Annotated in this window: 21 protein-coding genes and 1 pseudogene; 10 read left to right on the plus strand and 12 right to left on the minus strand. The window is 39.1% G+C overall.

The features are described 5' to 3' along the window. Nucleotides 1–89: 89 nt before the first annotated feature. The 3 genes from MTN97_RS12745 to MTN97_RS12755 all read right to left on the minus strand — a co-directional run bounded on the left by MTN97_RS12745 (nt 90) and on the right by MTN97_RS12755 (nt 3,572). Entirely contained in the window at nt 90–1,655 is a 1,566-nt protein-coding gene (locus tag MTN97_RS12745; RefSeq protein ID WP_248474538.1) for a DNA cytosine methyltransferase, read from the minus strand. A gap of 117 nt (nt 1,656–1,772) precedes the next feature. After that, complete coding sequence (locus MTN97_RS12750; protein ID WP_248474539.1) at nt 1,773–2,735, minus strand: hypothetical protein; 963 nt, start codon at nt 2,733–2,735, stop codon at nt 1,773–1,775. Nucleotides 2,736–2,855: 120 nt separating this feature from the next. Further along, nucleotides 2,856–3,572, minus strand: coding sequence for a hypothetical protein (locus tag MTN97_RS12755; RefSeq protein ID WP_248474540.1), 717 nt, complete (start codon nt 3,570–3,572; stop codon nt 2,856–2,858). A 204-nt stretch (nt 3,573–3,776) separates the two neighbouring features. Between MTN97_RS12755 and MTN97_RS12760 the strand changes: the two genes are divergently transcribed. Next, the gene (locus tag MTN97_RS12760; protein WP_138561435.1) at nt 3,777–3,911 is read left to right on the plus strand and encodes a zinc ribbon-containing protein; all 135 of its coding nucleotides are present in this window, start codon (nt 3,777–3,779) and stop codon (nt 3,909–3,911) included. Nucleotides 3,912–3,972: 61 nt separating this feature from the next. Here the strand turns inward: MTN97_RS12760 and MTN97_RS12765 are convergent, their stop codons facing one another. Next, nucleotides 3,973–4,152 (minus strand): AlpA family transcriptional regulator, encoded by a 180-nt coding sequence (locus MTN97_RS12765; RefSeq protein ID WP_248474541.1) that lies wholly within the window; start codon nt 4,150–4,152, stop codon nt 3,973–3,975. Nucleotides 4,153–4,277: 125 nt separating this feature from the next. On the opposite strand from MTN97_RS12765, the gene radC reads away from it, so the two are divergent. The 4 genes from radC to MTN97_RS12785 are packed head-to-tail and all read left to right on the plus strand — an operon-like array spanning nt 4,278 to nt 6,049. Further along, nucleotides 4,278–4,751, plus strand: coding sequence for a RadC family protein (gene radC / locus MTN97_RS12770; protein ID WP_024595466.1), 474 nt, complete (start codon nt 4,278–4,280; stop codon nt 4,749–4,751). A gap of 12 nt (nt 4,752–4,763) precedes the next feature. After that, nucleotides 4,764–5,183 (plus strand): DUF2787 domain-containing protein, encoded by a 420-nt coding sequence (locus tag MTN97_RS12775; RefSeq protein WP_248474542.1) that lies wholly within the window; start codon nt 4,764–4,766, stop codon nt 5,181–5,183. A gap of 12 nt (nt 5,184–5,195) precedes the next feature. After that, complete coding sequence (locus MTN97_RS12780; protein WP_248474543.1) at nt 5,196–5,756, plus strand: tyrosine-type recombinase/integrase; 561 nt, start codon at nt 5,196–5,198, stop codon at nt 5,754–5,756. A gap of 53 nt (nt 5,757–5,809) precedes the next feature. Next, nucleotides 5,810–6,049, plus strand: coding sequence for a hypothetical protein (locus MTN97_RS12785; RefSeq protein WP_248474544.1), 240 nt, complete (start codon nt 5,810–5,812; stop codon nt 6,047–6,049). Nucleotides 6,050–6,223: 174 nt separating this feature from the next. On the opposite strand, the pseudogene MTN97_RS12790 reads toward MTN97_RS12785, so the two are convergent. Further along, a pseudogene (locus MTN97_RS12790) lies at nt 6,224–6,878 on the minus strand (inovirus Gp2 family protein). Between the two features lie 457 nt (nt 6,879–7,335). Between MTN97_RS12790 and MTN97_RS12795 the strand changes: the two are divergent. Beyond that, complete coding sequence (locus MTN97_RS12795; RefSeq protein ID WP_248474546.1) at nt 7,336–8,640, plus strand: hypothetical protein; 1,305 nt, start codon at nt 7,336–7,338, stop codon at nt 8,638–8,640. Nucleotides 8,641–8,646: 6 nt separating this feature from the next. On the opposite strand, the gene MTN97_RS12800 is transcribed toward MTN97_RS12795, so the two are convergent. Beyond that, the gene (locus tag MTN97_RS12800; RefSeq protein ID WP_248474547.1) at nt 8,647–9,831 is read right to left on the minus strand and encodes a tyrosine-type recombinase/integrase; all 1,185 of its coding nucleotides are present in this window, start codon (nt 9,829–9,831) and stop codon (nt 8,647–8,649) included. Between the two features lie 311 nt (nt 9,832–10,142). Between MTN97_RS12800 and MTN97_RS12805 the strand changes: the two genes are divergently transcribed. Continuing rightward, the gene (locus tag MTN97_RS12805) at nt 10,143–10,679 is read left to right on the plus strand and encodes a YaeQ family protein (RefSeq protein WP_041709750.1); all 537 of its coding nucleotides are present in this window, start codon (nt 10,143–10,145) and stop codon (nt 10,677–10,679) included. Nucleotides 10,680–10,863: 184 nt separating this feature from the next. Next, on the plus strand, nt 10,864–11,469 hold the full coding sequence (locus MTN97_RS12810) for a lipase/acyltransferase domain-containing protein (protein ID WP_010392243.1): 606 nt from the start codon (nt 10,864–10,866) through the stop codon (nt 11,467–11,469). Here the strand turns inward: MTN97_RS12810 and MTN97_RS12815 are convergent. Next, a complete protein-coding gene (locus MTN97_RS12815) occupies nt 11,466–11,675 on the minus strand; it encodes a hypothetical protein (RefSeq protein ID WP_036980649.1) in 210 nt (69 codons plus the stop codon). The two genes, MTN97_RS12810 and MTN97_RS12815, sit on opposite strands and share 4 nt — an antisense overlap. 399 nt (nt 11,676–12,074) lie before the next feature. On the opposite strand from MTN97_RS12815, the gene MTN97_RS12820 reads away from it, so the two are divergent. Next, nucleotides 12,075–12,548 (plus strand): Dps family protein, encoded by a 474-nt coding sequence (locus tag MTN97_RS12820; protein ID WP_008112861.1) that lies wholly within the window; start codon nt 12,075–12,077, stop codon nt 12,546–12,548. A gap of 64 nt (nt 12,549–12,612) precedes the next feature. Here the strand turns inward: MTN97_RS12820 and MTN97_RS12825 are convergent, their stop codons facing one another. From MTN97_RS12825 to MTN97_RS12835, 3 genes are all read right to left on the minus strand, one after another. Further along, entirely contained in the window at nt 12,613–14,685 is a 2,073-nt protein-coding gene (locus MTN97_RS12825; protein ID WP_248474548.1) for a S9 family peptidase, read from the minus strand. A 108-nt stretch (nt 14,686–14,793) separates the two neighbouring features. After that, on the minus strand, nt 14,794–17,925 hold the full coding sequence (locus tag MTN97_RS12830) for an efflux RND transporter permease subunit (RefSeq protein WP_248474549.1): 3,132 nt from the start codon (nt 17,923–17,925) through the stop codon (nt 14,794–14,796). Between the two features lie 13 nt (nt 17,926–17,938). Further along, nucleotides 17,939–19,117 carry an efflux RND transporter periplasmic adaptor subunit gene (locus MTN97_RS12835; protein ID WP_248474550.1) on the minus strand — a complete coding sequence of 393 codons (1,179 nt, stop codon included), beginning with the start codon at nt 19,115–19,117 and terminating at the stop codon, nt 17,939–17,941. Between the two features lie 292 nt (nt 19,118–19,409). Here MTN97_RS12835 and MTN97_RS12840 point away from each other — a divergent pair, with 292 nt between their 5' ends. Further along, nucleotides 19,410–21,920 (plus strand): zinc-dependent metalloprotease, encoded by a 2,511-nt coding sequence (locus MTN97_RS12840; RefSeq protein ID WP_248474551.1) that lies wholly within the window; start codon nt 19,410–19,412, stop codon nt 21,918–21,920. Between the two features lie 52 nt (nt 21,921–21,972). Here the strand turns inward: MTN97_RS12840 and MTN97_RS12845 are convergent, their stop codons facing one another. Both MTN97_RS12845 and MTN97_RS12850 read right to left on the minus strand, forming a co-directional pair. Further along, nucleotides 21,973–22,761 (minus strand): PhzF family phenazine biosynthesis protein, encoded by a 789-nt coding sequence (locus tag MTN97_RS12845; protein WP_008112850.1) that lies wholly within the window; start codon nt 22,759–22,761, stop codon nt 21,973–21,975. Between the two features lie 65 nt (nt 22,762–22,826). Beyond that, the gene (locus MTN97_RS12850) at nt 22,827–23,441 is read right to left on the minus strand and encodes a PQ-loop domain-containing transporter (protein ID WP_010392228.1); all 615 of its coding nucleotides are present in this window, start codon (nt 23,439–23,441) and stop codon (nt 22,827–22,829) included. Nucleotides 23,442–23,512 lie beyond the last annotated feature (71 nt).

Here is a 23,512-nt window from a genome sequence, read left to right on the forward strand (position 1 = left end):
TCTTAATAACAAAAACGACGGCAATTATACTGAAGTTACTCTTACATGAGTAGTTATATCCAAACAACTGCGATTTAAATAATATCCATTTATAAATTATCTAGCGTCAAAATAATCTGACCTAACTTTCTTCCCAGCAATGGAGGAACGGCGTTACCAACCTGCGTATATTGAGGTACTTCATATCGCCTCATTTTACCGCCAGTGGTTACCTTGGAGCGAAATTCGAAGTTATCAGGAAAAGATTGTATGCGCGCCATTTCTCTTACGGTAAGTGTACGAAGTTCATCTTCATGATAATGGCATGCATCATCAGGGATAGATAAAGCTGCTGGTGCAGGTGAGTTTGGAGTCAAAGCTTTCTGTGTTTGCTTTTTAGTTGGGTGACGTTTCAAATAACTAATAAACTCTTGAAGGCTTTTAATAAGCTCTAATTCACCATCTAAATTTAAATACTCATACTTAGAAAGTGCAGCCCATGCATCACTACTAAGGGTTGTAGATTCACTTTTTAAAATAGCGAATACCTCTTTGCTTACAGCTTTACTACCAACTTGTTGTAACACCTGATAAAGCCTAAAGCGCCTTTGCACAAGTTCACCATTCGCACGTTTATCGTGATTTGGAATAACGCCTCTATCTGGCAATTCAAAGGTGCTGTTAAGTTGAGTAACAAAGTTAGATGGATCTATACCTTCACCTCGAAGATCATCAATTGCCTCACTAACAGAAACCTGAGTCCCATTGACAAGTTCAGCTAAAAAGCTTCCTTCGAATACCTTTGGTTGTTTATCTACATCAAAGTAATCTAAATGGCCAAATTCTAATTCAGCGCCTTGTTCTTGCACCATATTAAAAAACGGCAAGGATGAAGCGAGTAGACTAAGGCTTTGCTCATTCAAGTGCTGTGCTTCAGAAATAGCTTCATGAACATCTTGTCGAATAGCTATAAGAATAAAGCGAGGTCTGTTTTGTGCAATGCCTACGTAACGAGCATTAACGTGAAGGCAAAGCGGCACGTACCCGATAGAAGCGAAAGCTTTCGCGACTTCATACCATGCATGGTACTTATTGCCATCATCGTCTTGAAATGCTCTTAAAATACCTGTTACGTTTTCAAGCAACGCAAAACGCGGCCGAGTACGCTCAACAAAAGAAACAAATTCCAAAGGTAAGGTATTCTTTTCACAATCTTTTTTACGTGCACCTGCCATACTAAAGCTCTGACAAGGTGGGCCGCCTGAAACAAGTGTTAATTCACCTTTCCCGAAACTATTATGTAACGCATCAGCGAGCTCAGGTCGTTGTGATAAAAGAGTGTTTAGTTCCCTGACACTACCAACCAATAACTTGCCTTCGTATTCACAAACATCAACAGGTAAATCTCTGTAACCACTCTCATCAATAGTAGGAAATTCAAAAGGGTTTTCTCGTAACCTAGCATTCAAGTCATCATTGCGACTATTAATCCACTTCACTCGTTCCGGCTTTGCTTGGGCTTTAGCTAAGTCACTTAAATTTTCATTAAAGAAATTATAAGCAAACGTCTCTGCTGCCATAGGTGATAATTCATTACCTAAAACAAACTCAAAACCCACACTTTCTAAACCTAATGAAAGGCCGCCACAGCCAGCAAACAGCTCAATATGCCGCACAAATAAATACTCCGAAACTTTAATAGCTAACAGTTTAACGCAACCCTGAAACTAAGTCCAGGGTATAAATATAAGCTAATTGTTTATATAACTGATTTAATAATTAAGGAGAGGGAGTTATTCATTTGCTAATTGTTTAATTTGACAGGCAAATTCTTCATAGTTAATTGCATAAGCTTTTAGCCATTTTAAACGCCTTTTAGCATTTACAGCTCTTGGAGTGCCTTCTGCTTTCTCCAGCCTTCTTTCAGCATCTTCTATTGCTGCTAGTCGCTCACGTTCAATGACAACATAATGTGTTTCATTATCTAAATAACCAGCGGCTAAATCATCACCAATGTCTTTCGTGCTTTTACTTGATGCATTACAACCATTGAGTGAACACAAATATCTCTTAGCACCTCGGTGCAATTCACTTGAGCTTAATCGGGCTCTATCATTAGTGCTAACTTGGACAGCAATAAATGCTGAAACACTATTGATATCGCCACTTTCCGCATATGGAATTACGAAATCGGTATTAGAGCCTTGATAAATAAACTGTGTTCCGTAAGTTTCACCTTTAACTAAGCCTATTGAACGCATTAGTAACTCTATAGCTTGCTCAGCTGCGTTGCCTGCAGAAGACTTTCTAGATTGAGAGTTACTAGATTCAGCATATAAAGCAATTAGCATAGTAGCTCTTGCTTTCGCATCTTTATCTTCTGATTGAAGTGCATCTTTGATTATGGTCAAGAGCTTAGCTTCATTGCCTTTAAGAGCATCGCCCTGAAACTTAGGAAAGATTTTGTAGAGATCGTAGAATAAGTTTAGTTGCCCTCCTTGGTTTAACTCACTCGCCATACTTGCAAATGAATCAATTAAAGCATTCGCGTCATTCTTCACGCTATAAACTAAGCTGTTACCTTCACTTATTATATTTTCTTTAATTTCATCCCTTTTTTCATTTCGGGCCCATGTCATAAAACCTTTACCAAAAAATACTGGTTTTAAAGCATCCTTTAACACGACATGCTCAGCATTTGATACTGGCTCACCAGCAAGCAAAGCTAGTAGAATGTTTTCAATATTATAATTCATATACTTGTAATCCTTACGTTTTATGAATCATCCTACCAGAGTCTGAATTGATCACATACACTTTTGATATTTTATAAAGCTATCTAACAAAGAGAAAAAGTAGCTTATAGCTGAACTGTATTAAAGATATGTTTTTATTATTTCTCCCACTTTATCTAGCTCAACATTAGCAACTAAGTTACGCCCTAAGAAAGGCGCGATTACCAATATTGGTAAACCATTGGCTTTAAGAATTTTCAGCGTATTTTTAACCCCAACCGATTCAAGCACTTCCGTGTAATCAATTCTATTATCGTTGCAGCTCCAAAATGCCATTTTGTACTCTTCAAGATATTTTTGCCCAAAGCAAACTATAACCTTTGGCTCAAACTCTTTAACTAAGTCATTAAATAATTTAAACCGTGAAACAGAACAGTGTGTTTGATAGTGATATTTGATCTTGGTTTTCGTTAATTCGATATGCTCCTCTGACCAAGTGTTCATATTCTTGCAAGGGAGGGGGAACAAATTTAACTTAAACTCATTCGAATCAAAATTACAGTAGTGATCTTTCATGTAATTTTTATAACCATCTTGAAATTCAAAGGCCTTACAAAGGATTTTTGCTATTTTTTGGTCGAATTGCCATTTATAAAAATTCAGGTTTTCAGCTTTCCACCCACTAGATAAGTAAGGAACGCAATAACCATGTACTTCGTGGGTTGGCCGTGTTATTTCTGAGGTAACCTTCTCATCTGCGCCACCCCATTCAAGCCCTGAAAGCCATAAAGGTGCACTAATATTCCCGCCATCCATACCTGAGAGCTGCTTTTCTAAATCATTAAAAAAAGAGTTCATATCTTTTCCTCGTTGTTAAATAAGTAGCCAATTTATCGCTTACGATTTTAAGACTATAAATTACCTTTAATACCTTTACAGATGGATGTCTTATTACTAAGTTTAACCTTTCAATTAATACATTCACTATAAAACTGAGTTTTATTGAATCACCAATTCAATAATAGAAGTAGCTTTTTAGGTAAACTTACAGAGGATATAAAAATGTCTACAACAGGGGAAAAACCAGGTACTGGCACTTACCAATGTGATAATTGCGGCAACACTGTAACACTTGACGATCATGATGATACTTTGCCACCTTGCCCTAAATGCCATGAAACAGAATACACACCGTAGCAACTGCTCTTCAAGAGCTATCTAAATAGATAGCTCTTATTACCTTACAAAGTAAAAACAATTAACCTCTTTCTCCTAATCTATCCATGATCCAATCATCTACTTCAGATTCTAACCAAGCTACTGATTTAGCGCCTAGCGATACTTGCTTTGGGAATGTGCCTTCTGCAATAAATTTATAAATGCTTGAATGGCCTAATGATGTTTTTTGTATAACTTCTTTTAATTTGATTAAACGCATGGAGTTTCTCCGGTTGGTTATTAGTACATAACCTTTCCGGGGTCAGTATTTTTTTATGCTCTTCAAACAAAAAACTTACACATATACATCACTAACTTGCATGAACCACTAAAGAGGAATTTACAATGCAAGGTCAACAGTCGTTATATGAATTTAAACACCCCGTAAATGATGAGCAAATACTTGAAGCAGCTGCATACATAATCGCTAAGAAGCAGTTTAGAGATGGCGTTTTAAATAGCCCTAATGATTGTGAAGAGTACTTAAAACATAAATTAGCGATACATGAACATGAAGTATTTGCCGTACTGTTTTTAGATAGCCAGAACCGCATACTGGAGTTTAAAGAGCTATTTAGAGGCACTATTAACGCAGCTAGTGTTTACCCTAGAGAAGTCGTTAAAGAGGTGTTAGAGCTTAATGCAGCATCCGTTATCCTGGCGCATAACCACCCTTCGGGCGTTACCACCCCATCTCAAGCAGACAAACTTATTACTACCAAACTTCAACAGGCACTTAACCTAATTGATGTATCTGTGCTTGATCACATCATTATTGGCGAAAGCACGTATTCATTTGCTGAGCATGGTTTAATTTAAAAGGAGTTAAATATGGCGTTAAAAATAGAGCAAGTATCAGGCTTAAATGTGCCTGACTCTTTTATTGGTGTAATTGTAAGTGCAGTTACGAATGGGGGTGATTCTGTAGGTGGGGCAAAAGCGGTTACGCTTAACTTTAGAGATCCAGATTACAGTCCAAAAGCTGGAGGCTTTCATCCTGTAGAGGTAAGGCTAGAAAAGCAGGCCACCAGCTGGCAGCTTATTTATATTACTGACTTTTCGTATCAGGGCCGTCATACCCCTGAACTGATAAAAGAAATTGATGTGTGCTTTAGTATTAAGCAGGTTTATCACTTTTTAGCTGGTTGGTTGAACGCTAAGGAAGGTAAAGAGTTGTTAGCCTTGTTCATTTCAAACTTTGTTGAGTACTACAACACAGGTTGTTATCAGGTAACGGTTACTACTGAGTAACTGGAGGTTTTTATGGCTGAAGTACAAGCGGTTAAAGGTCTTGATACAGTAAGGCTCGTTAGCTATTTACTAGAAAAGCGCTGCTCAAAGCAAATGAGTCAAATATGGAATATTGGCTTAAATCTCGCGCTTAGAATATCTGACTTACTTGCAGTGAAATTTACTGACATAAACAACGATAGGTTGATTATTTACGAGTCAAAGACCTCTAAATTAGCTGAAATAAAGCTAAATGATAAGGCGCTTACCTTAATCAACGAAATTAAGCTTACTCATCCACATCACATCTACTTATTTCAATCATACCGAAATCAACAAGCAATTAACTCAAAGCCCAAACCGCTATCTCGTAGAGCGGTTACAAAAGCATTTGCGCTAGTTGGTGAAGAACTAAACATTCATTTAGGTACTCACTCAATGCGTAAAACACGCGGTTATCACTTGTATCAGAAAACCCACGACATCGCCCGAGTAATGAAAATGCTTCGCCATAGCTCCGAAGCAACAACACTTCGTTATATAGGCATAACACAGGAGGAAATAGACAAAGACTTTGAAGAACTAGAGCTATAACCCTTGATAGCGTCATTCTGGCGCTTGTTTTACTTAACTAAAAGGAAGGCATTATGTCTTTAGATAAAGCTGTTTCGTGCGGCTTGGTTGGTAATGAGTTATCTAAACAGATAACTGGCAGTAGTGATTCTAGCGTAAGCAGAACAGCTGTGGCTATAGGCTCCGGTGCAGCTGCTGGAGCGCTTACATCTGGTGCAATAGTAATAGGCGCAGGTGTTGCCTCTGCGCCTATTACAGTCCCTTTGGCGGTAGCTGGTGGAGTAGTTGCTGGCATTGCTAGTTTGTTTGATTAATTAAATACGAGTGCTCAATATGAGCACTCTTTTATAGTGCAATAACACCGTTTATTTTTTAGGTTCTCATAATGGTATTTTGGGAACTTGCCAGCCCTTATATACTAAGGATTTGAGCTTATTTAGCTAGTTGAAGGTCTCAAAACACTTTTAAGTAGCTTAATGGGAAGTTGATTACCTTCTGCTGCAACCAAAGTAATTATCTTTACTACCAAAAGCTTTTGTATCAACTTTTGCAAAATAACTAACTCTAAAGAATAGCTGTTCAAAATCCTCTGCAAAGTTTTCACTGTTCCTATTAAGCCTATATGTATGATTATCAGGAAATTCTACACACTTACCTGCATCATAGGTTTCAATCCCTATAGACTTGGCCCAGGCCCTTATTATCACCATTACCTTGATAATTACCTAAACCATAATAAGTGTCTTTATTCAGAAAAATCGCAACATGATAATGAGGCATGCAAGAGCTATCTTGCTCTTTAACCCATATGTATCTCAAACTACTATGGTGAGCATTACCGTTTCTTTTAATTTTATCTTTAATGTCACGCTTTATTTCTAGATCAAGATTCTTAAAAAAGCTCGATATATGCGATGTTTGTAAACTTGCGATTTGATCAATAATCCCAAAGCTAACTGGAAATCTTAAATCAAATCTAATAGCCAAAGTTCTAGGATGTTCATTCAGGCTTTGAGTTAGAACCTGCTCAATAGATATTAAATAATTTTGTATCAAGTCTCCTTTATTCCATACAGGAATATTTTTATAGAACCCTACTTTGTTTATCACTAAGTTCCTATTAACTGGATGACGTTTATTCATAATTTCCTCTTAATTTAATTAGTCACATAAGAGGTGTCTCCTTAGTAATTATTTATCCATTATTCCTTAATATGTTGGAGAGATAGTGCCGTGTATATATTACCTATACAGAAAAACAACCCATCAGATTTGTGTGGTATGAATCAAAAAACCATAGGCTGTTGAGTTGAATTTAACAGAAAGAAAAAAGAGAAAAGTAGTACCGATGCGGGATCAATTCATCTGCCTACAAAGCTTAATATTTGCTTTTTCAAAACTAGCATGCGATAGATCATAAAATAAAAACTAAGAAAATAAACACCAAAAAACAGCTAACCCCAGTAAAAACGTGCTCATACAAAGCATCTTAGTTACGTATTTTTTACTATATATAGTTTGATTTTTTATGAATAAATCACTTATAAATTATGCTTTAGTTATGCTATAAATGAACTTCACTTAATAAGGAATTACAAAAATGTCATGGCTAGACACATTCAAAAATGATGAAAGATCGCTCTTGTGGTTAGTTAAATATATTCATCACACTGAGTTGTTTCAGGTAAATCAACTTCCTAAAAACATTAAAGAAGCTCGCTATATTATTCAGTGTTGGGAAAATGAATCCATTAATGAAACAGGGTGGCGTCTCAAGTATGAATTGAGAAAGTTAATGAAGAGTTACTTTGCAAATATTCTACCTATTGAGAGTTTCAATTGGCTGTCAGATAGTGAGCCAAAACAGTTATGCTGGGTATTTTTTTACTTGAAATTTAACCCTCCTAAACGCTATTACTACGCCCCCCCAAATAAGTACTTTCGAGATTTTGCTTGTAACGTTAAAGAGATTTACCCTCTAATCATTAGAATTTTTGATGCCTCACTTTGCAATGAAGGAGTTAAACAAGACTATTTACTGACGATGAAACGAGACTATTCACAGTTTGTAACAGGTAAAAGCCTACTTCCCTGGTTAGATATAAAAGATGAAGAAACATGTAGCTGGATTTGGCGTTATCTAACAGAAAAAATAGATGAGGCGGCAGAGGAAAAAATAGCTTTCCAATTCATTAAACCAATTGATAATGAGACAATTTATTGGTCTGTTATTGCCTTGATAAGTAATTGGAAGCACTTAAAAGGGGGATTTATAGAAGCAATTAAAGTCCCAATATTCGATCATATCATTACAACTAAAAGTTTGGATGTTCAAATCGATTTAAACTATTATGGTAATGAAACTATAACTAAAAATAGTAATGAAACAGAAAACGCCACCCCCAACACTATGGACCTCTTCAAACCGTCAGACATTGAACTAGTTGAGCTTAATGAATTCAAGTCCATCAATGATGCATATATGCCTTGTATCATTTACACCGATACCTATTACCCATACGAAACTATTGAGCCATCATATATTTTTCGATCCAGACTAAAATATCTCTTTATGGTTAGCCTCAAGCGTAAAGGTGAAGTACATATTCGCAACTGGCCTGAAGTAGACTTTAAATATCAAAAATTTAAAACAACAAGCCCTATAATAGGTTCCAGCAATAAAGTTGGTCGTTTTATTAACAAATATGAGGATAAGCTCCCAACAACAGCTGAACTAAACACATCATTATACAACGCACATAAACAGAAAATGTTTCGTCAAAAAAGTAGTAGCCCGTTAGGCTTAACCAAAGCAAACCAAAAAAAGCTAACCAACTACGCTAAAGATCAAAATACCACTGAAAAAAAAGCCCTCAATGAACTAGTTAAAACAATGCTTGATTAGCTCCTATTACTTTGAATTAGCCTGCTCAATCAGATCACTCCACCAAGCCATTATTGGCCTGCGTTGCTCTAAATAATCAGAGCGGTTATATGCCGCTCTTGTTTCGTTTTCATCTGCGTGGGCTAGGCAGGCTTCGACCAAAAGGCTGTCGTAACCTTCCTCATGAAGAGCTGTAGATGCAACTGAGCGCAAGCCATGAGCCACCAGCTTATCTTTGTAACCCAAACTGCGTTTAATCGCGGCATTGACCGTATAAGTGCTTGCATGGCCCTTTTCATTACGCTCACTCGGGAATACATATTCATGGTGACCGCTCAATGGTTTCATTTGTTCAAGTATTGCCAAGGTAGCAGGCGTTAAAGGCACTCTGTGAGCCCTTCTACGCTTCATTTCTTCAGCAGGAATCACCCAAACAGCCTCTTCAACATTAATGTCTGCCCACTTAGTGCCTGCGGCTTCCTTTGAACGAGTCATTGTGTGCAACTGCCACAAAATTAAAAGCTTGGTTTTGTCCTGAATGGTTTGAGAGTTATTCACAGCCGTTAAAAAATCAGGTAGCTCTTCAGGCCTTATTGTAGCCATGTGCTCAACCGTGTTTTTAGTAAATACTTTTATAATTTTTGCTAGTGGATTGGCATTGATAAAGCCATGATTTACCGAGTAATCCATGATCTGGTTTAAGCTTTGGCAAATACGCTTAATTGTGGAGTGCTTAGCGTCAGCCTCAAGTGGCCTGAGAATTTCAATGGTATCAATCGCTGTAATGCTTTCTAAAGGCGTGTCTTTCAACTTGGGGAAAATATACATCTCAAGTGTTCGCCATTCCCTAGCTGCGTGATGAGGCGTCACAGTAGGCTGTTTGCGTTCAAACCAAAGCTCTGCAGCAGCATAAAATGTATTAGCTAGCTTTCTACTTGCTTCAAGCTTCTTGGTACTTTCGTATTCTTTAGGATCAATACCTTTAGCTAAAAGCTGCATATAGTTTACTGCCACACTTCTGGCTTCAGCAAGAGTAACAGCTGGATAAGCACCTAAAGAAATTTTGGTCACTTTTTTATTAACTGTATATTTAAACCGCCAAGATTTAGTGCCATTCGCCCTAACGCGCAATACTAAACAATTACCATCTGAGAAGCTTTGTTCTTTACCTGTAGCCACTATTGATTTTATCTTGCGATCAGTTAAACGCATATTTCGCATAACCCATATATTCAATTAATAACATGAGTATATAGCAATTTTATAACTGGGGGTACTGGCTGGGGTACTGAGCGGTTCGGATTTAGTAATCACCATGCGGAATGTGGCGGAATAAAATAACGGTAAACCACTGATTTAAATTGAGAAAAACTCTTTCTGCGTATGCTGATGGAAGTTAATGCAAGCGCCCAGGGAACCACTGGATAGCCATTTTTAACTCCTAACATATAATTTGTAGCTATTTTAACTGGCAATTCATTTAATTGCGCTATACTGACGCAAATTTTTTCAGATTAGATATTATGGCTCTCAAATCTACCATTATTAAAGCGCAACTATCGCTTAGCGATATGGACCGTCACGTATACCAAGACTTTAATTTAACCTTGGCACAACACCCATCAGAAACTGAGCAGCGCTTGATGATTCGCTTACTAGCGTTTGCACTTAATAGCTGTGATGGATTAGAGTTTACTAAAGGTTTATGTGCTGATGATGAGCCGGAGCTTTGGCATATTAATTACAGCGAAGAAATAGAGCTGTGGATTGAGCTGGGGCTACCTGATGAAAAACGCCTCAAAAAAGCCTGTAATAAAGCTAAAAAAGTAGTTTTATATACCTATGGCGAGAATAACCAAGCTATTTGGTGGCAAAAGCATCAGCCTAAATTGTACGAGTTTAAAAACTTAAGCATTTTTAGCCTTGATTATGCTGCTACTCAGTTATTAGCTGCGTTGGTTGATCGTAATATTAAATTGGCTATTACCATTCAAGATGGTGAAGTTTGGGTTAATACCGACACCACTAACATTGAGATAAAACCTCAGCAATTAATGTAATTAGAATAGGTTATACCAATTGCATTAAATTAGTTATCCATTATAGCGACAAAGAAATAAGTCGATAACAAGGCGAAAATGATGACATATAGTTGCTCTATATAAATAATTTTTAACGCAGGTAGCGGATTATTTAATACGCTAGAATGATCATGTTTTTAATAAAATTGGTATTTGGGGGCGTATGAAAGTTAAACGCGTTATTGTTTTACATGGCTTGTATATGTCTGGCTTGGTTATGCGCCCATTGTGCTCACGCTTGGAAGAGTCGGGGGTTAAAGTTTTAAACTTAACCTACAATACTCGAGACCCTAATCGAGATGCTATTTTTACGCAAATAGATGAGTTTATTAGCAATGAGCCTTCTGCTTTAGTGTGTCACTCTATGGGGGGCTTAGTTGCTCGCGCCTATTTAGAGGCAAACTCAGCGCCAAGTCATCATGTTGAAAAGGTAATCACCTTAGGTACGCCACATACTGGCAGCCATATTGCTGAAAAAATGCAGCAAAAAGGGTTCGAGCTATTATTAAAAAATAGTGTTGAGTTTTTACTTTCTAAAAATGGTGATTGGCCTTTTAAAGCCAAGCTATATAGCATTGCCGGCGACTTACCGATTGGCTTAATGCCACTCATTGTAAAAGGCAGCCGCTCTGATGGCACCGTACTGCTGGATGAAACCAAACTTAAAGGTATGGCTGAACACAAGGTGTTTCATTTAAGCCATACCAGTATGATTTACTCTCGCCAAGTCGTTAATTATATTCTTGAACGCTTGAACGAGGACATTTAGTCCTCGGCTGCAGCGGCCACTTTATAGCTGATCAAAAATATAATACCCAACACCAGCGGCATAGGTGCAGCGATATAACCAAAGGTATCAGAGTTTGCAAAACTCGCACCCGCTAAGTGCGCAACTAATCCAATAACAAACGCGACCAAAGCAATACCGATAACGATGAGTTCAGCTTTATTCTCTTTACGTGTTTTAGCTTCCATTATTTCTCTCCGCATATAATCAAGTAGCCCCTTAACTCAATAAAGTGCTCTCTATCAAGTTGGGTTATAGTGATTATGCGCTTTACTTATGCGCATTTTTTGACCTAAATCAATAAATAAAATAAGTGTGCGCTGCGCCTGTCAAAAGCTTGTTTTAGATCATGTTTTATACTTAATAAAGCACTAATTTTACTGCTCAAGGTAGTATTTTTATAAACACAACCCATATCTATTAAACAGCGCTAGCTAACTTATTTAAAAAGTCGAGCTACGGTGATAGCTTTTAGCTATGACACCAATATGTATAAACAATTTTATTAATACACCATCTTAGGTAATAATGACTGTATTGAACAAGGTGTAAACAAATTCATAAAACGGTTCTTTAAGGAGCAAGGTATGTCGCAAGTAAATGCAATTGGTTTAAACAGTACAAAAAGTGAAGATATTATTAAGTCACTGAATACGCTTTTAAGCAGCTATCAAATTCAATATATGAATGCGCGCGGTTTTCACTGGAATATTAAAGGCCGAAACTTTTTTGAATTACATTTAAAGTTTGAAGAAATTTATAACTTACTACTATTAAAAGTAGATGAAATCGCAGAACGTATTTTAACGCTTGATGGTGCACCGCTACATGCGTTTTCAGATTACTTAGAAGTAAGTGAAATTAAAGAAGCAAAAGGGATCAGCGATGGCGTAACCGCAGTAGAGAACTTACTTGCCGGATACAGCAGCTTAATTAAAATGCAGCGCGATATTCTTGCACAAGCCGCTGAAGCGGATGATGAAGGTACCGCGTCACTAATGAGTGACTACATTAAAGAGCAAGAAAAACTAGTGTGGATGTTAAAAGCCTACCTAGATTAAGTGATTTTAAAAAATAAAAAGCCTCAGTTATTACTGAGGCTTTTTTGTAACAATCATTTACGGGCTATGACAAAGCGATAAAAAAGGCCATTTCTAGGGCTTTTTCTTCTAAACTCTTAAAGCGACCCGATGCCCCACCATGCCCTGCATCCATGTCGGTTTTAAACACTAAAATATTATCATCGGTTTTATATTCACGCATTTTAGCCACCCATTTCATTGGTTCCCAATACTGTACTTGTGAGTCGTGCAAACCGGTTGTCACCAATATATTGGGGTAGTGTTGCGCACTAATATTGTCGTACGGTGAATACGCTTCAATAATGTCGTAAAAATGGGGGTCATTTGGGTTACCCCATTCATCATACTCATTTGTTGTAAGCGGAATGCTTTCATCTAACATGGTGGTGAGCACATCTAAAAATGGCACATGGCAGCCCACTCCACAGTAAAGCTCAGGCGCTTGATTTACCACAGCTCCCATTAATAACCCCCCAGCACTGCCACCCGAGGCAAATACTTTACTTTTGTTGCCGTATCCTTGCTCAGTGAGCGCTTTGGTTACATCTATAAAGTCATTAAAGCTATTTTGTTTATGCTGTTTTTTACCATGTTCGTACCATGAACGCCCTAGCATTTCGCTACCACGCACATGCGCAATCGCATAAACAAAGCCACGGTCGAGTAAGCTAAGTGACGTACTCGAAAAGCTAGGATCAATGGTGATCCCATACGCGCCATAACCATATTGAAACAACGGATTTGAGCCATCTTTGTTAAAGCTATCTTTACGATATACCAACGACATCGGCACTTTTACTCCATCTCGAGCGCTTATCATGAGTCGCTCTGACTGGTAGTCATTTGCGTTAAAATCACCAAGTACTTTTTGTTGTTTAAGTAAGGTTTTTTCACCGGTGGTTAAATCAACATTATAAAGCGAGCCTGGCGTTGTTAAGCTTGAATAGTAAATGCGTGCATGGGTTACACTTGGCTCTGGGTTCACCGCAATAGCGGCGTAGTAACAAGGATCATCAAACTCAAGGTTCATTCGCTCGGCGTTTTTATTAACCACAACAAAGCGTGCTTGGCCTTGTTCGCGCTCGCTAAGCACTAAAAAGTCGTTAAATAGTTCAACGCCTTCTAATAATACAGTTTCACGATGAGGGGTATGTGTTTGCCACTGGTTTTTATCAGCAATAGTGTCGCTTGTTGCGGTCATTAATCTAAAGTTTTTGGCCTGCCAGTTAGTCACTATATAAAAAGTATCACCAAGCTTATCGATATCAAATTCATGCCCCTCTTCGCGCGGCATTAAAGCGGTAAACTCACCTTGCGGTTGATTGGCATCAAGCACCCACATGTCGTTAGTTTCTGTGCTCGCCAAATCAATAATAATCAAGCTTTCATCACGACTTTTACCCAACCCCATAAAAAAGCTGCTGTCTTGCTCTTCGTATACCAGCACATCTTGGTGTTGCTCAGTCCCTAGTTCATGTCTAAAAACTTGATAACCCAATAAGGTTTTTAAATCCTTTTTTACATAAAATACGGTTTTATTGTCGTTCGCCCAAACCACTTGCCCCTCGGTAATCTCAAGTACATCGTCGAGCATTGTATTGCTACTTAAATCTTTAAACCGTACTGTGTATATACGTCTGCCGTCGGTATCTTCAGAGTAAGCCATTAATTGCTCATTGGGGCTCAGCGCCACTTCCCCTAACTCATAAAACTCATAGCCATTGGCAAGTTCATTAACATCAAGTAGTAGCTCTTTATCAGCCATTGCCATACTGCTGCTGCGATAATGACGCGCATATTCATCATCTCCGCGAACCTCTGAGTGATACCAATACTGGCCATCTTTTACCGGTACAGTGTTATCATCTTTTACAATACGGCCTTTGAGTTCCTCAAATAATGCACTTTGTAATGGCTTAATAGGGGCTAATTGCTCATCACAATAAGCGTTTTCTTGTGCTAAATGCGCGAGTATTTCGGCACTTTTTCGTTCATCATCGCGCATCCAATAATAATCATCACTGCGTGTTTTTGCGTGAGTAGTCAGCGCATGAGCTTGCTTTTTAGCAATAGGAAAATTAGGCAATAAGCTTAAAGAATAATCAGAAGAAGACACAAAAAAACCGTTTAAAAAATAACAATGGCGGTCAGTTTATCATAAAAATAAAAAAGCCAACCGCTTTATAAAAGGTTGGCTTTTTTCAGCTACATGATCTGGGTGATGTTAACTTACGCTCGCTTTTTTACTTGCGAACGGGCGCTTAAATAGCGCGCCTATGTCGGTTAAAATAATATACAAACACGGCACCAAAATAAGGGTGATCAGTGTTGCAAACATAACCGCAAAGCCCAGAGCTACCGCCATAGGTGTTACAAATTTGGCTTGTAAACTGGTTTCAAACATAATCGGCAATACCCCTGCAAAGGTCGTAATTGAGGTAAGTAATATGGGTCTAAAGCGTGCACAGCCTGCTTCAATAACCGCATCTTTTATACTGATACCAGCTCGACGCGCCTGATTAATAAAATCAGTCATCACCAAAGAGTCGTTAATAACCACCCCTGCAGCAGCAATTAAACCAAAACCCGACATTAAACTAATATCTAAACCAAACCAAAAATGACCCCATATTGCCCCCGTTAAACTAAATGGAATAACCGACATTACAATGAGAGGTTGTGAGTAACTTTTTAACGGCACGGCAAGTAATATATAAACTAAAATCATACCGCCAGCAAAAAATAACAATTGCTCATTAGCTTGCGCCTGTTGTTCTTCAATTGCGCCACCTAGTTCTGACTTAACACTTGGGTATTCGTCCAACAGTTGTGGTAGTAGATTTTCTTTTACTTGCTTAACCACTTCGCCTGGCTCAATCACTTCCTCATCAATATTGCCATACACATAAACAGTGCGATAACCGCCTTCACGACGAATATAACTAATACCAGGGGTTTCGGTTAGCTCAACTACATCACCTAGCAATACATCTTTGCCTTGTGGCGTAGTGATAACCGCGTGTTTAAGCGATGAAAACGCTTCGCGAGTAAGCTTAGGGTAACGTACCATCACCCGTACTTCTTCACCGCGGCGAATAACACGTTGCGCCTCGCCACCATAAAAGCTCGCGCCTACTTGATTTGCAATTGAGGCCAAATCTAACCCTAAGTCAAAGGCGACTGGTTTTAAGCTCATTTGTATTTCTTTGCTAGCAGGGTCAATGGTAGAGCTTATATCAAATAAGCCTTCTTGCTGCTGCAATAACCCAATAAAGCGACGCCCTGCTTCATTCAATGTATCGATATCAGAGCCATACAGTAAGTAACCAAACTCACCGTTACCGCCGCCACCTCCACCGCCAACGTCATCCTGAATAGTTAGTGATTTAACACCCGCGATATTAGGCATCGCTTCACGCCAGCGGCGCGAAAGCTCAAAGGCATTATAAGGGCGTAAATCTTCATCAACCAATGGCGCTAATAACTGCGCCTCTGTACGACCTTGGTTAAATACCAATACATCGCGAATCATCTTTTGCCCTTCTTCGCGCTCGGTTTGCTTATCTATTTCAAGCACCATGGCTTCGATTTGACGAATAGCATTAATGGTTTGGATGTCTGATACATTATCATTCATTTCAACATTAATTTGCGGGAAGTCATGCGGCACTTTAGGCGATGGGATCATTCTCACCTGGTTTGACGATATTAACGCAAAGGTGAAAATTAGTAGCGCAATAAAACTAAACAGCACCGTCCAACGCCACTTTATACAATTAACAATAAACTGCCTATACGGCCCATTCACAAAGCCAAAAAAGCGCTTATTAAAGCGTGCTCGCCAACCGTCAGGGTTAATAGGTGAAAAGTGAGTATGCGCAATGTGTGCCGGTAATATCAGCTTAGATTCAATCAAGCTAAATATTAAACATAAAATCACCACCACTGAAATACCTATAAAAAAGGAACTTTCAGGGCCGCTTGAAAGCGTAAACGGCGCAAATACCGCAATGGTTGTTAGTACACCAAAGGTGGCAGGGGTTGCCACTCGTTTAGCGCCATTAACCACATTAACAACACCGCCGCCTTTTTTTTCTATTTCGGTGTAGGCACTTTCACCTATGACAATGGCATCGTCCACCACAATCCCCAGCACCATAATAAAGGCAAATAAAGACACAATATTAATTGTGATACCAAATAACGGCATCAGCATCATCGCACCTAAAAAGCACACTGGTAAACCAATCATTACCCACAGTGCCAGCTTAAAACGTAAAAATAATGAAAGCATAATGGCAACTAAAATAGCCCCTTGAAACAAGTTAGCTTTCATCATATCTAAGCGCGCATTAAGGTAGTATGTCATGTCCATTAATGGCTCTAAACGCACACCCAATGGCAGCTCTTTATTTTTTTGGTCCATGTAGGCTTTAACAGAATCGGCCACCGGAATAATGTTTTGATCTTCGGTGGCTTTAACCGATAAATAAACTGCGTTTTCGCCATTAAATTTAAAGTAGCGCTCACCTTCAACAAACTGATCTTTAATAATCGCAATATCTTGTAGCAACACTTTGGCACCATTGGCGCCAATTTTTACCGGGATTTGCCTAAACTCTTCACCAGAATAAAACTGATTTTCTACTCGAACCGAAATAACACCCGCATCAGTTTTTAATTGTCCGGCTGAAAAGTTAGCCGAATAACGACGTACCGCGTTCGCTACATCCGATAAGGTTAAATTATATTGGCGCAGTGTGTCGGGCTCTATTTCTATGGCAATTTCATCCAGTGGCACATCGTTTACCACCAAAGAGACATTCGATAACTGCAAGAGTTCATCTTCAACCTGATTTGCGATTGGCTTAAGCTCATTTAGCGGTAGGTCGGCAACGAGCGTCATACCAATTACATCTTGGCGAAACTCTATTTGACTAATGGTAACCGGCTCCATTCCTGCAGGGAAAGTCGCGATACCATCTACTCGCAGTTTTACCTTATCGAGAACGTCGGTAAGCTCTGCGTCAGTATTAATTTCAAGGCTGGCAGAACCCCCATTACGAAAAGCGCGATATACCCCTTTTTTTATCTCAGTTATATCTTTTAGCGATTCTTCAATTTTTATTAAGATACTTTCTTCAATTTCTTGTGGCGATGCCCCTGGGTAGTTTGCATTTACAGTAATATAGTTAACTTCTATATTAGGGAACATTTGTCGCTGAATGGTAAAGTAGCTTATAAGCCCCATTACAATAATAAAAAACATCATTAAATTGGCAGCAACAGAGTTGTTAGCAAAATAAGCAATTAACCCTGTTTGTTTAATTGTATTGGGCTGTTCTGTGTTATTCATAACTCACCCTACCTTAAAGTTTTTCAGTGGATGCATTTTCTGCTGCATCTGTATTTTTAGTCTCTGTTAAACCGGCTATTTTTACTGTCATGCCTTTTTGAGGGTATTCCGGTAAGGTAGTAACGAGCTTATCGTTGACTTGTAAGCCATCGCTAATATAAAAATATTCACCCTCTTCACGAATCACTTTTACTTTACGCGGCTCTAACTGTTGCTCATCATTAACTATCCACACTGTTTGGTTATTTACTAACTCTTGCGGTAAACGATAAATATTATTGAGCATAGTGCCGGCAAAGTTTACTTGTACATAAGTGCCAAATTTAATTGCAGGCTGCTGATTAGTAAGCCCATAAGGATCTTCAATTCTTACCACTAAACTGCTCATGCGAGTCGCGTTATCAACAATCCCTAAATCGCGGTCTATTACTGCTTGACGAGCAAACCCATTTAATCCTGTTTTAATAACCGTTGCCGTTACCCCTTTAACACGCTCAGGTAAAAACACACTGTCAAAGCCAGCGATCGGAATAATCACTTCAGCGGTTTCAATATTATTCAGCTCGGCAACTTGAGCGCCCATACTGACAAACTGGCCAACACCTACGTTACGACTCACTACTAACGCATCGTATGGTGCAGTGATTTCACAATTATCTAAATCGCGTTGGGCTCTTTTTAATGCTGCTTGCGCCGACTTAACTGATGCTTGCGCACTCAGCACTTGTGGTTTGCGTAAAAATAAATCTGTACGTGCTTTATTTGGGAAACGTTTTGCTTCGTCTTCTGCTACTTTGGCTTGCGCTTGCTCTTCAATTAACACCGCTTGAGCGCGGGCAAGTTCAGCTTCAGCTTGCAATACTGCGGCCTCATAGTTGTCTTTTTCAATTGTAAATAGGGTTTCACCGCGGCCCACAACCCCACCTGCTACAAAGCTCGGATGCCAGCTGACGACTTCACCTGACACTTGCGCTGAAAGCTGGGTATTTTCAAGCGGCTGCACTTCACCATAACTATTAATGATAACTTGATGGTTGTTAGCGGAAACGGCTTCAACCTGCACCGTTGGTCGAGTGTCTATGACTTCTTTTTTGTCTGACTCTTTTGCAATCGCATTAATTGCAACAAAACCAGCAACACCTAATGCCAGTGCTACAAATGGAAAAGCCCATCTAAGTACATTACCTTGCATCTGTTTATTTCTCCCAAATTACTATTAGCACTATGATACCAAAGCTTAATGAAACATTAACGTGACATTTGTAAGCAACTGTTACAAAAAGGTATAAACAAGGTCTTCTTCAGCAAATAAAAGGTAAGTCAAAAGCACTGTTAAGCCGCTTTGTAAATGTATTGTTACAATATTTTACCATTATAAATCATAAAGCTAATCACTTTAGGTTAGTATTTATTAATCATACTGTGCGAAAAAGCATGACACACCGTACAGTAAAATTACATTAACAACTAAAAAAGACTAAACGATGAAATTAACCACACTTACCTTGGCGCTGAGTATAGCGCTTAGTGGCAGCTATGCTGTTGCAGCAGAAAAAAAAGAAGAAAAGAAACCACAAACATTAACTGAAATGATTAAAGGGCAAACCGAATTTGCGGGTATTTTTAATCTTTACCAAGATGAAAAAACCGGCGATCACTTAATGGTAATTAACGAGTCACAGCTCGATACGCCCTTTGTGTACTTTGCGCATACCATTGATGGTGTAACTGATGCGGGTCATTTTCGTGGGTCGTATCGTGAAACAAAGCTGATTGAATTTAGAAAATACTTTGATCGTATTGATATTATTAGTAAAACCCCTCGCTACTTATTTAACGAAAATAGCGCACTTGTCAAAGCCAGTGAAGCTAATATCAGCGAAGCCGTGCTTGCAAGTATAAAAATAGAAAAGCAAGAAAAAGGTAAAATAGCCTTTAATGTAAATAAGCTTTTTTTAAGTGAAGCGCTACATAAAGTGTCTCCTACACCTAACCCGAACGATAAAAATGCTAAAAAGCGTTTTAAAGTAGGTAAATTAGACGATAAAAAATCACGCATCATCAAACAGCGCCCATACCCTAACAACCTAGATGTGGTTGTCGATTATGTTTTTACCAATAGCAGCCCAACCGTTCGAGGTTCAGGTGCTGTAAGCGACCCCCGAAGTGTGTCGGTAAAAGTACAACATTCATTTGTGGCTTTACCAGAAAACAATTACCAACCTCGCTTTGATGATGCACGTATTGGTTATTTCACCAATCAGTTTGATAAAATGACGTCAACCGACTGGGCGCCATACCAAGACGTCATTAAACGCTGGGATTTGCAAAAGAAAGATCCAAACGCAGCACTTTCAGAGCCAGTAAAGCCGATTACCTGGTGGATAGAAAACACTACACCGGTTGAATGGCGTGACACCGTGCGTGATGCCGTACTTGCTTGGAACACCTCGTTTGAAAAAGCAGGCTTTAAAAATGCGCTCGAAGTAAAAATACAACCTGACGATGCCGATTGGGATGCCGGCGATATTAACTATAACGTACTACGCTGGACTTCATCACCCAAACCACCGTTTGGTGGGTATGGACCAGCATTAGCGAACCCGTTAACCGGTGAAATTTTAGGCTCAGACATTATGCTTGAGTTTGTATTTATGAAAAACCGCTGGATATACGATACGCTTTATACTCAAGGCACGATGAGCCATACACAGCCAACCAACTATTCAGAACTCAATTGCTCTTTAGGTCATGAATTACAGCAAAGCCTAATAATGGCCAAGGGCTTAGCAAATGGCGCTGATATTGAAGATACCCAAATGTTACGCCAAGGCTTAACTCAGCTGGTTTTACATGAAGTAGGGCATACTCTAGGTCTTAATCACAACATGAAGTCTTCTATTTTGTGGGATGAGAAAGAAGTTCACGACAAAAGTAAAACCCAAGGCATAATTACCGGCTCGGTAATGGATTATGCGCCAGCAAATATAGCGCCAACGGGTGTGACTCAAGGCGATATTTTCCAAACTAAACCAGGTCCATACGATGATTGGGCAATAAATTACGGCTACAGCGCAGCGCTTAAAGATGAAGCTGCAGAGCAAGCTCGCCTTGATAAAATACTCGCTCGCTCAAGCGAACATGCGCTTTCCTTTGGTAACGATGCCGACGACATGCGTGCCCCTGGCCGCCATATAGACCCTCGCGTGATGATAGGTGACTTGTCGTCTAACCCTGCAGCTTACGGCGCAGATAGAATGGCACTGATCAATACACTCTTTTCAGAACTTAAAGACAAAGCTACAGTAAAAGGTGAGTCTTACCAACAGCTTGTTACTTCAGCTAACAGCCTATTTGGCCAGTATCGTGCACAAGCAGGCGTGGTATCTCGTCAAATTGGAGGGGTTTATGTAGAGCGTGCCGTCGTGGGCGATGAAAATGCAGCAAAGCCTTTTACACCGGTACCACTTGAGCGTCAAACCCAAGCAATGGCTATTTTAGCTGAGTATGTGTTTGCTCCAAATGTACTGCAAAGCATGCAGCCATTGTATAACTTTATGCAGCAGCAGCGTCGTGGGTTTAATCATTACGGTAAAAACGAAGACCCTAAACCGCATAAAATGATTTTAGGCATGCAAAAAGGTGTATTAGCGCAACTACTGCATCCTGCTGTGTTACTGCGTATTTCAGATACCGCTTTATATGGTAATGAATACAGCCTTACGCAATTTATGGGGGATTTAACTGCAAGTATTTTTGTTGATAGTAAAAATGCTAATTCGATCAGTCATAATTTACAGATTGAATACGTAAATCAGCTTATTGCAATTGCAGGCTTAAAAAAAGCAAGTAAATACGATAACTTAGCAAAAACAGCTGCGCTATATCAGCTAACTCAAATAGCCGATCAAGATGTTGCATGGGGTGCAGACACCGCAACCAAAGCACATAAAAAGTATATCGATCGCTTAATTAGCAAAGCGCTAGAAGCGTAAATAACACTGAGTAAACCAAGGCCACGTTTTACGTGGCCTTTTTTACATTAACTCAAAGGTAAATAGTACCTTTTAGGTACCTTACGGCATGACCCGTTAAAGTTACTGTTGTATCACCCACTTCACAGTAAAGCTTCCCGCCTCGTTGTGAGGCCTGATATGCAATTAAAGAGTTTTTGCCAAATTGTTCTGCCCAATAAGGGGCAAGCCCGGTATGAATTGAGCCGGTCACAAAGTCTTCATCACCACCACTGGCAGGCCAAAAATAACGAGAAATAAAGTCATACTCAACACTCGGTGCTGTTGCAACCACATCTAATGGGGCTAATTTTTTTAGTTGTTCATTGGTTGTTTTCAGATCTACAACCTGCTGCTCATTATCATAAATAGCAAAATAAGCTTGGCGGTTTTGCAGCACTTTAACAGGTTGTATAGACAGGCCAGCTAATAAAGCATCAGGGATGAGCTGAACCTCTTCAGGGGCTTGTTTAGGAAAGGTCATGGCAAAGCTGCCATCGTTATTTTTATTAACAATCAGTTCGCCCACCGCCTCTGTGCTGAAGCGCACCTGCGTTATATTATGTTGCTCACAAAGCACATAGGCCGCAGCCAATGTAGCATGGCCGCAAAAATCAATTTCCATTAACGGCGAAAACCAACGTATCGCAAAGCTTCCATCTGCCGACTGACAAGTAAAAGCGGTTTCAGACACGTTGTTTTCCGAAGCGATATTCAGCATAAGATCATCACTAAGCCAAGACTCTAGTAGGATCACGGCAGCATAATTACCTTTAAACAGTTCACTGCTGAACGCATCGATTTGATGGATAGTTAATTTCATAGTGGGCACTTTTTATTTATTGGTCACTCAAAGTGCCACAAATGAAATTAACGGTCACTATAATTTTATGCCAACACAGGACGTACGCGATAATACTGCATACACGCAAATTGCAGCGCATTAGTTAGCAATATCATAATAAACATTAATATATGCGAAGTACTTTGCACTGGCATGGCTAGCTCTGCAAACAAACCACAGATACCTGCTATAAATTGCAAACTAAAATAGCGCGCACTAAGGTTACTAATATTCCCTGTTCGCAGTGTTTTATAGGTTTGTGGCATAACCCGTACTGAACTCATAATTAAGCCCACATAAGTTAAGCCATTTAGCACAGTGGCAGTATCTAGGTTAGGGTTTAACAGCAACAAAAAAGGTAATAACGAAAAGCTAAGCATGCCAAGTAACTGCAGCTTCTGACGTTTAGCGGCATTATAACGTGCAAAAAAGTATAAAATTAAACCACTTAATAAACCTGTCGCAAAAAACGGCAAGGCAATATAAAAACGAGCAAAATAAAGATTGTAGCTAATAAAGTACACACTTTGCGCTAAACCAAATGTCATCATTAGCAGTGATACACCCGATACACTGCGGTTTTTAATAATTTTATTAAGTAACGGTAAAAAACTAAAAACCAAAATAAACACTGACAAAATAGGCAAATAATACGCCAAAGCAAACCTCGCTCGTTACATTGTTGTTAATAAAAAGGAAGAAATAAAACATTTTTTAAACATTTGTTTTT

It is taken from the genome of Pseudoalteromonas sp. 2CM36K (genome assembly GCF_023161865.1).
GTDB lineage: Bacteria > Pseudomonadota > Gammaproteobacteria > Enterobacterales > Alteromonadaceae > Pseudoalteromonas > Pseudoalteromonas tetraodonis.

What these genes read in the sequence shown, in the direction of transcription:
- MTN97_RS12800 (WP_248474547.1), bottom strand. Translation starts at nt 9,831, where the DNA reads ATGCGTTTAACTGATCGCAAGATAAAATCAATAGTGGCTACAGGTAAA.
- MTN97_RS12755 (WP_248474540.1), bottom strand. Translation starts at nt 3,572, where the DNA reads ATGAACTCTTTTTTTAATGATTTAGAAAAGCAGCTCTCAGGTATGGAT.
- MTN97_RS12835 (WP_248474550.1), bottom strand. Translation starts at nt 19,117, where the DNA reads ATGCAAGGTAATGTACTTAGATGGGCTTTTCCATTTGTAGCACTGGCA.
- MTN97_RS12840 (WP_248474551.1), top strand. Translation starts at nt 19,410, where the DNA reads ATGAAATTAACCACACTTACCTTGGCGCTGAGTATAGCGCTTAGTGGC.
- MTN97_RS12845 (WP_008112850.1), bottom strand. Translation starts at nt 22,761, where the DNA reads ATGAAATTAACTATCCATCAAATCGATGCGTTCAGCAGTGAACTGTTT.
- MTN97_RS12820 (WP_008112861.1), top strand. Translation starts at nt 12,075, where the DNA reads ATGTCGCAAGTAAATGCAATTGGTTTAAACAGTACAAAAAGTGAAGAT.
- MTN97_RS12795 (WP_248474546.1), top strand. Translation starts at nt 7,336, where the DNA reads ATGTCATGGCTAGACACATTCAAAAATGATGAAAGATCGCTCTTGTGG.
- MTN97_RS12805 (WP_041709750.1), top strand. Translation starts at nt 10,143, where the DNA reads ATGGCTCTCAAATCTACCATTATTAAAGCGCAACTATCGCTTAGCGAT.
- MTN97_RS12775 (WP_248474542.1), top strand. Translation starts at nt 4,764, where the DNA reads ATGGCGTTAAAAATAGAGCAAGTATCAGGCTTAAATGTGCCTGACTCT.
- MTN97_RS12760 (WP_138561435.1), top strand. Translation starts at nt 3,777, where the DNA reads ATGTCTACAACAGGGGAAAAACCAGGTACTGGCACTTACCAATGTGAT.
- MTN97_RS12765 (WP_248474541.1), bottom strand. Translation starts at nt 4,152, where the DNA reads ATGCGTTTAATCAAATTAAAAGAAGTTATACAAAAAACATCATTAGGC.
- MTN97_RS12815 (WP_036980649.1), bottom strand. Translation starts at nt 11,675, where the DNA reads ATGGAAGCTAAAACACGTAAAGAGAATAAAGCTGAACTCATCGTTATC.
- MTN97_RS12810 (WP_010392243.1), top strand. Translation starts at nt 10,864, where the DNA reads ATGAAAGTTAAACGCGTTATTGTTTTACATGGCTTGTATATGTCTGGC.
- MTN97_RS12830 (WP_248474549.1), bottom strand. Translation starts at nt 17,925, where the DNA reads ATGAATAACACAGAACAGCCCAATACAATTAAACAAACAGGGTTAATT.
- MTN97_RS12785 (WP_248474544.1), top strand. Translation starts at nt 5,810, where the DNA reads ATGTCTTTAGATAAAGCTGTTTCGTGCGGCTTGGTTGGTAATGAGTTA.
- MTN97_RS12780 (WP_248474543.1), top strand. Translation starts at nt 5,196, where the DNA reads ATGGCTGAAGTACAAGCGGTTAAAGGTCTTGATACAGTAAGGCTCGTT.
- MTN97_RS12750 (WP_248474539.1), bottom strand. Translation starts at nt 2,735, where the DNA reads ATGAATTATAATATTGAAAACATTCTACTAGCTTTGCTTGCTGGTGAG.
- radC (WP_024595466.1), top strand. Translation starts at nt 4,278, where the DNA reads ATGCAAGGTCAACAGTCGTTATATGAATTTAAACACCCCGTAAATGAT.